The sequence below is a fragment of the Roseateles sp. genome, from assembly GCF_031397715.1.
In the GTDB taxonomy this organism is placed as follows: Bacteria; Pseudomonadota; Gammaproteobacteria; order Burkholderiales; family Burkholderiaceae_C; genus Paucibacter_A.
In genome coordinates this window covers 1-10,569 of record NZ_JANNMI010000041.1, presented here as the reverse complement: position 1 = coordinate 10,569, position 10,569 = coordinate 1, and the positions used below count along the sequence as shown (strand labels likewise).

The following is a 10,569-nucleotide window of genomic DNA, read 5'->3' as shown; positions in this document are numbered from 1 at the left end:
AGAATGTATAGCCCGGGCTGGCTCGCTCGAGGGCGGGCTCCGGTTTTACGTTGGCTCCGCCAATCTCGAGGACGACAGCGGTTATTCCGGCAAGGTCATGGCCGAACATGCCCGTTTGTTGTCCGTGGCGGCCGGCCGGCGGGTGCCGCTGGCACCCGCACAAGCCGTGCCGGTCGTCGCGCCGAGCCAGGACGAAACCAAAGTCGACAAAGTCGCGCTGTTGTCCCGCTCCTGAATTTCGCCTGTTTGGCGCGGCGACACTGGCGCGTCGCCTGACAAGGCGGGTTTCGCCCGCGTTATCATCAGCACCCCTTTGCCTGGCAGGACCGTCATGTACGACCGCAATATTCTTGTTGAACAAACCGACCCCGAACTGTGGGCCGCGATCCAGGCGGAAAACGCCCGCCAGGAACACCACATCGAGCTGATTGCCAGCGAGAACTACGCGTCACCTGCGGTCATGGCCGCACAAGGCTCGCAACTCACCAACAAGTACGCCGAAGGCTACCCCGGCCGGCGTTATTACGGCGGCTGTGAACACGTGGATGTGGCCGAGCAACTGGCGATCGACCGGGTCCGACAAATCTTCGGCGCCCAGGCTGCCAATGTGCAGGCGCACTGCGGGGCGTCCGCCAACGAGGCGGTTTTTCTGGCCTTCCTGACACCGGGCGACACCATCATGGGAATGAGCCTGGCCGAAGGCGGCCACCTGACCCACGGCATGGCCCTGAACATGAGTGGCAAGTGGTTCAAGGTGGTGAGTTACGGCCTTGATGCCAAAGAAGAAATCGACTATGACGCGATGGAGCGCAAGGCCCACGAGAGCCGGCCCAAACTGATAATTGCGGGCGCGTCGGCCTACTCGCTGGCGATTGACTTTGCCCGTTTTGCCAAAGTGGCGCGCGACGTCGGCGCCATCTTCATGGTTGACATGGCGCATTACGCCGGGCTGATCGCTGCCGGCGTTTACCCAAATCCGGTGCCTCATGCCGACGTGGTGACATCGACCACCCACAAAAGCCTGCGCGGCCCACGCGGCGGCATCATCTTGATGAAGGATCACGTCGCCAAGCAAATCAATAGCACCATTTTCCCTGGCATTCAGGGCGGCCCCTTGATGCATGTCATCGCCGGCAAAGCCGTGGCATTCAAGGAAGCGCTTGCACCGGAGTTCAAGGCTTATCAAGAGCAAGTGCTGAAGAACGCCGTGGTGTTGGCAGAGGAATTGATCAAGCGCGGACTGCGGATTGTTTCCGGCCGCACCGAGAGCCATGTGATGCTGGTCGATCTGCGCCCCAAGAACATGACCGGCAAGGAAGCCGAAGCGGTGCTGGGCCGCGCGCACATGACCTGCAACAAGAACGGCATTCCCAACGACCCGCAAAAGCCTATGGTCACCAGTGGCATTCGCCTCGGCACGCCGGCCATGACCACGCGTGGTTTCAAGGAAGAACAGGTCCGCCAGACCGCCAACCTGATCGCCGACGTTTTGGATAACCCCACCGACGAAGCCAATCTGGATGCGGTACGCGTCAAGGTCGCGGCACTGGCTCGCGATTTCCCCGTTTACCGCTGATTTACCGTTGAAAAATAGCCCAGCCCGCCCCGCACATGCGTTGCCCATTTTGTAGCCACGCCGAGACCCAGGTCGCCGAAACCCGGGAATCTGATGAGGGCGATGTGGTGCGCCGCAGGCGGCGTTGCCTGGGCTGCGACAAACGCTTTACCACCTATGAACGGGCCGAAATAGCCCTGCCGGTGGTGGTGAAGAAAGATGGCACGCGCGCTGATTTCGACCCGAAAAAGGTGCGCGCGTCGATGCAACTGGCCCTGCGTAAACGCCCCGTAAGCATTGAGCAGATTGACGCCGCGTTGGGGAAGATCGAAGAAACGTTGCTCACCAGCGGGGCCCGCGAGTTGCCCTCCACAAGGCTGGGTGAACTCGTGATGCGAGAGCTCAAACTGATAGACAAAGTTGCCTACGTGCGATTTGCGTCGGTCTATCGCAGCTTCGAAGATGTGGACGAGTTTCGGAAGTTAATCAGGGAAATTTGAGGCTCCTCCCACTTATGGGGGATGAGCTGCCCCCATGAGTGGGACAGAAAGCATCGGTTCCGCGGCCTAAATTGTGTTCAGTCAGCACTGAACACAACAAGGTCCGTCATGTCCACTCTTGCTTCCCAATGCCGCGGTTACAGCCTGATTGAGCTCTGCGTCTGCCTCGCCATCCCTGCAGTTTTGCTGGCCATGGCTATACCCTCACTGGGTCAGCTCAAGCAGCGCCAAAGGCTTGAGCTGGTGGCCCAAACCGTGATGGTCAATCTTCAGCAAGCACGCAGCGAGGCTATCAGCCAAGCCGACGCCGTGCAGCTGAGGTTCAGCCGCCACCCCACGGGCAGTTGCTATATTTTGCACACCGGAGCCTCCGGGGAATGCAGTTGCACGCCAGATGGACAAGCCACTTGCTCGGCCAACGAGCGGGTCATGAAGCTTGAGTGGATACCGTCGACTCAAAACATAGCCGTCCGCGCCAACGTCGCCAATATGAGTTTTCAAGCCCGTCAAGGCGCCGTCACCAGCACCGGCAGCATTGACATCAGCGCGGCCAATGGCGACACCATCCGCCACATTGTTAGTATTGCCGGGCGCGTCCGGTCTTGCTCGCCGAGCGGTGGCGTTAAGCGATTCCCGCGCTGCTGATTACTCCCCCCTTGAGTGCGGGGGGACTCGATCAAAGGCACTTTGGCAAGGATAGACGGCCAGCAAGCGCAAGCGTACGGGGCGGATGAATTCTCATAATCAGGCCATGACAGTTGCTCGCCTCAAGTCACAAAAAGCGCCGTTCAAACTGCGAATTTTGCGGCAGTCTTGCTCAGCCGGCTTCACTTTGGTGGAGCTGATGCTGGTGGTGGTCATCGTGGCGGTTTTGGCCATGGTCGCCTTGCCCTCCTACCAAAAGCAGGTCGCCAAGGGCCGCCGCGCTGATGCAATCACAGCCTTGTCGGTCATTGTGCAAGCACAGGAGCGCTGGCGCGGCAACCGGGGCGCTTATGCCTCATCGTTGGAAAACGAGCTGATGCTCAAAACCCATTCGGAAAAAAATCACTACAACCTAAGCCTTAGCGGTGTGCGCGACCCAGCGAGCTTCAACTTTGGCTACATCGCCAAGGCGACGCCCACCTCCTCCGGCCCACAGTCCGGCGACAGCGACTGCACGTCAATGTCCATTCGCGTGGACGGCGGCAACATCTTTTACGAGTCAACCGACAGTTCAAACCAGGACAGCTCTGCGCTATGTTGGCCAAGATGATCAGGTTGCCGTCGGCGGGCACCACCTTGACCGAGGTGATGGTGGTCGTCGCCATCACAGGGATTTTGCTCGGGCTGGCAGCGCCGTCCTTCGCCGACATGCTGAATCGACGGCGGGTGCAAATAGTGGCCGAGACACTCAGCAATGATTTGGCCTACGCCCGCGCCGAAGCCGGATTGGGTCGTAACCAGAACGTCAATATTCTTTTCGAGCAAACGCCGAGCATGAGCTGCTACACAATTCACGTGGCCGCTGTGTTGGGAAACTGCAGTTGCAGCCGCCCAGTGGGAGCCGCCTGCACCCTCACCAAGTTCGAGTTGAGAACGGTCCAAGTCCCCAGCAGCATGGGCGTGGCGATGACGGTCAGCGAAGTCGATCCACCGAATCAGGTCTCGTTTATCGCGCCACGCATGACCAGTTCAACGGATGGCTTAGCCGTGAGTGTGGCGGGCGTGCGTGGATCAACGCTGCAGGTACGAGTCAATGCCATGGGCCGGGTCTCAACCTGCGTGCCTAGCGGTGGAAATTTCAACGGAGTGCCGGCATGTTGAGCCGCAAGCCCGACTTCATTCGCTCAAAAATGCTCGGTTTCAGCTTGATCGAGCTGATGGTCGGGATCGCCGTCGGCATGGTTGTGGTGGCCGGCGCCAGCCTGATGATGACAAACCAAATCTCTGAGCATAGGCGCTTGACCCTGGAGACGCAGGTACAGCAAGACTTGCGGGCGACCGCCGATTTGATGCTGCGGGACCTGCGCCGTGCGGGGTCAAGGGCTGCACCGCAAAACGGCATCTGGGCACCAAGCGCAGCGGCGGCCTCGAACGCCTATGCCGATATCAATTTGGCTGCAAATCAAGATGGCTCTTTGCTCGAGTACAGCTATTCGCGCCACCAAGACCGGTCCCGTCAAAATGCTAACCCTTTCCCCGACCCCGAAGACGATGCCGTGACGTCGAGTACGGAGCGCTTCGGATTCAAAATCGAGGACGGTGGCATCCTGAAATTTCGAATCGGTGACCGCTGGCAGCCGCTGACCGACAAAGGGGTCTTGGTCATTACCGCCTTCAACGTTGTGTTGGCCGAACAACAAGTTGGCCTGGGCGATTTATGCAGCAAACCTTGCCCTGTAGGCAGCGCCACCTGCCCCCCCAGCCAGCGGGTGCGAAGGTACGACATCAGCTTGACCGGCCACGCTGTGCATGACATCAAGGTTGAGCGCACCATCAAGGTGACCAGCCGGATTCGCAACGACCAGATCGTCGGAGCCTGTCCATGAGCTCGTTGCGACACCAATCAGAGCGGGGTGCAGCGACCCTGGTGGTGGTCATGGTCTTGTTCCTGATCATGGCCATGATGGCCGCGTTTGCCAATCGAAACATGGTGTTCGAGCAGCGGATTGCCAGCAATTACTACCGTGCTGGGGTGGCACTGGAAACCGCCGAGGCCGGAGCCGAGTGGACGCTTGGCATGCTCAATGGACTTCATATCAACCAAGCCTGTTTGGCCGACACCGCCGTCACCAACAGCTTTCGGGACCGCTACTTGAACATTTCGCCTAGCAGCCGGGAGGTCACCCCTGCCGCGGTCACTCCTGCCGCGGTGAACGCGCCCGTCGTGGCCGATTGCGTCCGCTCGGAAGCGCAAGGCTGGCTCTGTGCTTGTCCGACTGCGGCTTGGGCCGCTCCTGCATCGGCACCTGTGGCCGCTGCCAATATGCAGCCAAGCTATTTGGTCCGGCTTGTATCGCCGTGGGTCAACCGCCCCGGCAATGTGCGCATCGAATCAACCGGATGCACCAGCAGCGTCGCGTCCAATTGCGCAGCCACCGCAACATCCAGCGATATGGCTTTGGCGCGCACGATGGTTCAGGTCGACGCCGCGCTGGTCAGCGCCCTGAAGGTGCCACCCAGCACCCCGCTGACCGTCAAGGGCGAGATTTCCTTGGGAGCGAACGGGGTCGGGCTGCACAACAGCGATCCGCTCAGCAACGGCCTGCTCTTGTTGACCTCCGACATCGACGTGCCCGGGCTGCTGGAGACAAGGCTGGACACATTGCCGGGCACGCCGGCACAACAAGCCTTGATTTTTGGTGATGGCGGCCTGGGCGCGGCCTCCTCAGAGGCGATGTTCAAGATGTTTTTTGGCATGGCGCCAACGCGTTATGTGAATCAACCCGCGATGCGCCAGGTCAGCTGCGCGGTGGACTGTGGCCCCAGCTTGGTGGCCGCCTATGCAAGCGGCGTCAGGATGGCCTGGATCAACGGGCCACTCAACATCAGCACCACCACCCTTTTGGGCACCGCAACCAGCCCCATGCTGATCGTCGCCAGCGGGCCGGTTCGTATCGAGGCGGCATTGCAACTGACGGGTTTACTCTATGCCCAAAGTGACGTCATTTGGATTAACACCACCGTCCTGCCGGCCCTGCTGACCGGGGCGATGTTGGTGGATGGAAATCTGACCATCGATGGCACCGTCGACATCTGGTATCAGACCAGCGTCATCAATGAGTTGAAGAACCGCATGGGCAGTTTTGTGCGCGTTCCGGGAAGTTGGTGGAACTGACATGAAGCGCCACTTGCCCAAGCCACCGCTGCGTAAAAAGGCCATCGGCGGCATTGCCTTGATTGAGGCCATGGTGGCGCTCTTGATCATGGCCTTCGGGATGCTTGCGCTGGTGGGTTTGCAGGGCAATTTGAGACGCAGCGCCGACCTTTCAAAACAGCGAGGCGAGGCGATTCGGCTGGCCCAAAAAGAGATGGAAAGCCTGCGCGCCTATTCGGTGCTGACCCATGCCGACCCGGCCAATCCGGTCGCCGGCGTGCTGGCCTTTGCCGACATCAGCACCCAGGCCACCAACGAAGACGCAGGAGATCCCAATAGCAACGCGGTTTTCTCCCTCACTCGCCAAGTCACACCTTGGCCACAGGCGCAGTCGCAGCAAACGGCTGTACGTGTGACGGTTGGCTGGTTTGACCGCGCGAAGGACGCTCAGTTTGTACTGGTAGACAGCTTCATTTCTCGCGCGGATCCGGGTTTGAGTGCCAGCTTGACGCTCGCCCCTGCGTCACTCACCGTGCACCGACCTGCCGGGCGCGAATCCGCCATACCGCTGAGCGCCCATGATTTGGGCAATGACACCAGCGTGTTGGTGCCGTCCAGCAATGACGGCGTGGCCTGGGTCTTCAACAACTTGACCGGCGTCATTCAGGGCAAGTGCACGGTGACGGCGGGTACGCAGTCGTCCGCGCTAACCGCCACCGATGTGGCCGCATGCAGCAACAACACCTGGGGCTATTTGCTCAGCGGCTTTGTGCGGTTCTCGTTCAGCTCGCCGCCGGACGCCAACCAGCCCAGTGGCGTCGCCTTGGCGCTGGATGCGGGCCTGGTCAAGGGCAGCGCACCTGACGCACCGGATCACGAGTGCTATGACAACAGCGGCCAAGTCGCCCCCGCGCTGGGCACCGTCGTCAGCTACTTCTGCATTGTTTACCCTAACAACGCCGTGCCCAGGGTCTGGTCCGGCCGGCTGGAGCTGAGCGGCATCCCACTCGCGCTCAACGCGCCCAGCCCCCGCAATATCTGCCGCTATACGGCCGATTACGACGGCAACGGCAGCGTCTCCAACGCCGAACATCCGGCAGAGTACGTCAATGTCAGCACGGCACTGACAAGGCAGAACTTCCTCGTCATCAATGCCAGCGAGACTTGCCCGGTCGGCCACGCCGTCAACCCGGCCGACGGCTACTTCAGCAACACGGCCACCGTCTTGCATCAGGCGGCTGAGTGACAATCCAGGCTTTGCCCGCCCGTTCCTGGTGGCGGGCCTAGCGAACAAGGATTGTCTGCAGTGTTCAAGAACTTGATGGTGTACCGGGTAGGGCCTGACTGGCAGCCCACGGTCGAACAAATCGAAGACAGCCTGGCCAAGACCACCTTCGTCGAAACCGGCGCCACCCAGCAGCAATCGATGGGCTGGGCGCCGCCTCGCGGCACCCTACACGCGCCGCTGATCGAGGACATCGGCGGCCATTGGCTGCTCAAGCTGATGATAGAGACGCGGGTGCTGCCCAGCTCGGTGGTCAAACGCCGCACCGACGAGATGGCCGAGCGCATCGAGCTTGAGACCGGCCGTAAGCCCGGCAAGAAGCAGACCAAGGACCTGAAGGAGCAGGCCACGCTGGAGCTGCTGCCGATGGCTTTCACCAAGCAATCGGCCATCCGCGTCTGGATTGCCCCCGCCCAGCACCTCTTGATGATCGATGCCGGCAGCGCCGGCCGCGCCGAAGAAGTAGTGAGCCTGCTGATCAAGGAGCTGCCCGGCCTGAATCTGCATCTGATCCAAACCGCCGAGGCGCCGGCCGTCTGCATGGCCGCCTGGCTGATGGACGGCGTGCCGCCCGAGGGCTTCACCATCGACCGCGAGTGCGAACTCAAGAGTGTGGACGAGATGAAATCGGTGGTGCGCTATGCCCGCCACTCGCTCGATATCGAGGAAGTGCGCCAACACCTGACGAGCGGCAAATCGCCGACCCGCCTGGCCATGAGCTGGCGTGACCGGGTCTCCTTCATGCTGACCGACACCTTGCAGATCAAGAAGATCAGCTTCCTGGACGTGGTCTTCGAAGGCCGCGATGGTGGCGGTAGCGGCGACAAGGACGAAGCCTTTGACGCCGATGCGGCCATCGCCACCGGCGAGCTGTGCAAGCTGATCCCGGAGCTGATCGATGGTCTCGGCGGCGAACATGACTTTTTGGCGGCCGGCGCGGCCTTGGCCGAGCGTCCCGCCACGCTGGCGCAGCCAAATCCAAGCGCCGCGACTGAGCCCGCCCCCTGGGACTGACCGCCATGCCCGAGCTCAGCGCAACCCAGCTTACCGATGACTTGAGCGCCATGCGCCATGCGCTGGCGCTGGCCGAGCGGGCGATCGGCCTGAGCGACCCCAACCCACGCGTCGGCTGCGTGATCGTGGGCACTGGCGGGCGGGTGCTGGGCAGCGGCCACACCCAAGCCGCCGGTCAGGCCCATGCCGAGGTGATGGCGCTGCGCGACGCCCAGGCAAAGGGCCACGACGTGCGCGGCGCCAGCGCCTTCGTCACGCTGGAGCCTTGCGCCCACCAGGGCCGCACCCCGCCCTGCTGCGATGCCTTGATTAGCGCCGGCCTGGTCCGCGTGATGGCGGCGATTGCCGACCCCAATCCGCTGGTCGCCGGTCAGGGGATGGCGCGCATGGCTGCAGCCGGCATGCAGACCAGCGTCGGCTTACTGGCAGACGAGGCCCGCGAGCTGAACATCGGATTTTTCAAGCGAATGCAAACCGGCCGGCCCTTTGTACGGATGAAGATCGCCGCCTCGCTGGACGGCCGCACCGCCCTGTCGAACGGCGCCAGCCAATGGATCACCGCTGCCGCTGCGCGCACCGACGGCCATGCCTGGCGCCGCCGCGCCGGGGCGGTTTTGACCGGCATCGGCACGCTGCGCGATGACAACCCCAGGCTCGATGTGCGGCTGGTCGACACCCAGCGGCAGCCGCTGCGGGTGGTGATCGACTCGCGGCTGGAAACCCCGGCCGACGCGCGCCTGCTTGCCCCGCCCTCGCCGCCCGGCCAGGTGCTGATTTATTGCGCGCTTGACCCCAAAGCCAAGGCCGATCACGCCGCAGCGCTGCGTGCCACCGGCGCCGAGCTGATCTCGCTGGCCGGCCCGCAGGTCAAGGTCGACCTAGCCGCTGTACTGGACGATCTGGGCCGGCGCGGCATCAATGAGCTGCATATCGAGGCCGGCCACAAACTCAATGGCTCCCTGCTGCGCGAGGGCCTGGTCGATGAGTTGCTGGTCTATATGGCGCCCAAACTGCTCGGCGATGGGCTTGGCATCGCCGCCGTCGGGCCATTCGAGTCGCTGGATCAGGTGCTGAACTGGCGCTGGGTCGGCTGCGACATGATGGGCGCAGACTTGCGCTTGCGCGCGCGACCGGCTTGAGATCAGCCGGGCTTTACCCGCCGCCCTCTACAATCGGGTTTATGCCCATATCCCCTGTCTCTGAGCTGGTTGCCGAAATGGCGGCCGGCCGCATGGTTATCCTGGTTGACGAAGAAGATCGCGAGAACGAGGGTGACCTCGTTTTAGCCGCCGAGCACGTCACCCCCGAAGCCATCAACTTCATGGCCAAATTTGGCCGCGGCTTGATTTGCCTGACCCTGACACGCGAGCGCTGCGAGCGCCTGCGGCTGCCGCCCATGGCCAGCCGCAACGGCACCAAGCACGCCACCGCCTTCACCGTCTCGATCGAGGCCGCCACCGGCGTCACCACCGGCATCTCCGCCGCCGACCGCGCACGCACCGTGCAAGCGGCCGTCGCGCGCGGTGCGCAGGCGCGTGATCTGGTGCAGCCCGGCCATATCTTCCCGTTGCAGGCGCAGGACGGCGGGGTCTTGATGCGCGCCGGTCATACCGAGGCCGGTTGCGACTTTGCCCGCATGGCGGGGCTGGAGCCGGCCGCGGTGATCTGCGAGATCATGAAGGACGACGGCACCATGGCCCGGCTGCCGGACCTGATCGAGTTCGCCAAGGAACATGGCCTCAAGATTGGCACCATCGCCGCGCTGATCGAACACCGCAGCCGCAACGAGTCACTGGTCACGCGGCTGTCGGAACGCCGGCTTGTCACTGCTCAGGGTGATTTCAATTGCGTCGTTTACAGCGACCGCACCGGCGGCGTTCACTTGGCGCTGACGCATGGCACCTGGACAGCGACCGATGATGTTTTGGTGCGCGTGCACGAACCGCTGTCGGTGCTTGATCTGCTTGACGTCGGCAGCAGCAGCCACGCATGGCCTCTGCCCGCTGCGCTGGCGGAAATCAAGCGCTCGCCCCAAGGCGTGGCCGTGCTGCTCAACTGCGGCGAAGAGGCCGCCGGCTTGCTGGCCCGCTTGAATGCTGAGCCGCAAGAGACCGCTCCCAAGGTGATGGATTTGCGCACCTACGGCGTCGGCTCTGAAGTTCTTGCCTAGATTGGGGTAGACACTTAGCATCAACTGATCAATGGAAGAGACAACCTTTCCCAACTCAAGTGGAATAGAAACTTGCCCAGTCAGAGGATCTACTGGGTGTCTTTTCTCACTAATTTGAAGCAGCATTTGGGAAAACTTACCAGCAGATGTGTCACCCTGTAGATGAACCCGCATGTTAGTTGTCAAGCTTATTGTTTGGACATGGGACCACAAATGAGATTTTTTTAGACTGGCTTTTATTTCATC

The 10,569-nt window shown here is 61.9% G+C and carries 11 protein-coding genes and 1 pseudogene; all 12 read left to right on the top strand.

Annotated elements, in window-relative coordinates:
• A pseudogene (locus RMO57_RS01975) lies at positions 1-235 on the top strand (lytic transglycosylase domain-containing protein); the annotation flags it as partial.
• A gap of 96 nt (positions 236-331) precedes the next feature.
• Complete coding sequence (gene glyA / locus RMO57_RS01970) at positions 332-1,576, top strand: serine hydroxymethyltransferase (RefSeq protein ID WP_310383718.1); 1,245 nt, start codon at positions 332-334, stop codon at positions 1,574-1,576.
• A 35-nt stretch (positions 1,577-1,611) separates the two neighbouring features.
• Complete coding sequence (nrdR, locus tag RMO57_RS01965; protein WP_310383716.1) at positions 1,612-2,055, top strand: transcriptional regulator NrdR; 444 nt, start codon at positions 1,612-1,614, stop codon at positions 2,053-2,055.
• Between the two features lie 192 nt (positions 2,056-2,247).
• Positions 2,248-2,700 (top strand): GspH/FimT family protein, encoded by a 453-nt coding sequence (locus tag RMO57_RS01960; protein WP_310383715.1) that lies wholly within the window; start codon positions 2,248-2,250, stop codon positions 2,698-2,700.
• 85 nt (positions 2,701-2,785) lie between these two features.
• Complete coding sequence (locus tag RMO57_RS01955; RefSeq protein WP_310383714.1) at positions 2,786-3,310, top strand: type IV pilin protein; 525 nt, start codon at positions 2,786-2,788, stop codon at positions 3,308-3,310.
• Positions 3,311-3,336: 26 nt separating this feature from the next.
• Entirely contained in the window at positions 3,337-3,861 is a 525-nt protein-coding gene (locus RMO57_RS01950; protein WP_310383713.1) for a hypothetical protein, read from the top strand.
• Positions 3,855-4,586: a PilW family protein gene (locus tag RMO57_RS01945; RefSeq protein WP_310383712.1), complete on the top strand. Its 732-nt coding sequence runs from the start codon at positions 3,855-3,857 to the stop codon at positions 4,584-4,586. The genes RMO57_RS01950 and RMO57_RS01945 overlap by 7 nt, the downstream gene beginning before the upstream one ends.
• Positions 4,583-5,875 (top strand): PilX N-terminal domain-containing pilus assembly protein, encoded by a 1,293-nt coding sequence (locus tag RMO57_RS01940; protein ID WP_310383711.1) that lies wholly within the window; start codon positions 4,583-4,585, stop codon positions 5,873-5,875. Before RMO57_RS01945 ends, RMO57_RS01940 begins: the two co-directional genes overlap by 4 nt.
• A 1-nt stretch (position 5,876) precedes the next feature.
• Positions 5,877-7,100 (top strand): hypothetical protein, encoded by a 1,224-nt coding sequence (locus tag RMO57_RS01935; RefSeq protein WP_310383710.1) that lies wholly within the window; start codon positions 5,877-5,879, stop codon positions 7,098-7,100.
• 60 nt (positions 7,101-7,160) lie between these two features.
• Positions 7,161-8,153 (top strand): recombination-associated protein RdgC, encoded by a 993-nt coding sequence (locus RMO57_RS01930; RefSeq protein WP_310383709.1) that lies wholly within the window; start codon positions 7,161-7,163, stop codon positions 8,151-8,153.
• Between the two features lie 5 nt (positions 8,154-8,158).
• A complete protein-coding gene (gene ribD / locus RMO57_RS01925; RefSeq protein ID WP_310383708.1) occupies positions 8,159-9,292 on the top strand; it encodes a bifunctional diaminohydroxyphosphoribosylaminopyrimidine deaminase/5-amino-6-(5-phosphoribosylamino)uracil reductase RibD in 1,134 nt (377 codons plus the stop codon).
• A gap of 41 nt (positions 9,293-9,333) precedes the next feature.
• Positions 9,334-10,323, top strand: a complete 990-nt coding sequence (gene ribBA, locus RMO57_RS01920) for a bifunctional 3,4-dihydroxy-2-butanone-4-phosphate synthase/GTP cyclohydrolase II (RefSeq protein ID WP_310383707.1) — start codon at positions 9,334-9,336, stop codon at positions 10,321-10,323.
• The last annotated feature ends 246 nt before the right edge of the window (positions 10,324-10,569 follow it).

Excerpts from the sequence above, each read along its gene's own strand:
- glyA (WP_310383718.1), top strand. The coding sequence starts at position 332 with ATGTACGACCGCAATATTCTTGTTGAACAAACCGACCCCGAACTGTGG.
- nrdR (WP_310383716.1), top strand. The coding sequence starts at position 1,612 with ATGCGTTGCCCATTTTGTAGCCACGCCGAGACCCAGGTCGCCGAAACC.
- RMO57_RS01960 (WP_310383715.1), top strand. The coding sequence starts at position 2,248 with ATGGCTATACCCTCACTGGGTCAGCTCAAGCAGCGCCAAAGGCTTGAG.
- RMO57_RS01955 (WP_310383714.1), top strand. The coding sequence starts at position 2,786 with ATGAATTCTCATAATCAGGCCATGACAGTTGCTCGCCTCAAGTCACAA.
- RMO57_RS01945 (WP_310383712.1), top strand. The coding sequence starts at position 3,855 with ATGTTGAGCCGCAAGCCCGACTTCATTCGCTCAAAAATGCTCGGTTTC.
- RMO57_RS01940 (WP_310383711.1), top strand. The coding sequence starts at position 4,583 with ATGAGCTCGTTGCGACACCAATCAGAGCGGGGTGCAGCGACCCTGGTG.
- RMO57_RS01935 (WP_310383710.1), top strand. The coding sequence starts at position 5,877 with ATGAAGCGCCACTTGCCCAAGCCACCGCTGCGTAAAAAGGCCATCGGC.
- ribD (WP_310383708.1), top strand. The coding sequence starts at position 8,159 with ATGCCCGAGCTCAGCGCAACCCAGCTTACCGATGACTTGAGCGCCATG.
- ribBA (WP_310383707.1), top strand. The coding sequence starts at position 9,334 with ATGCCCATATCCCCTGTCTCTGAGCTGGTTGCCGAAATGGCGGCCGGC.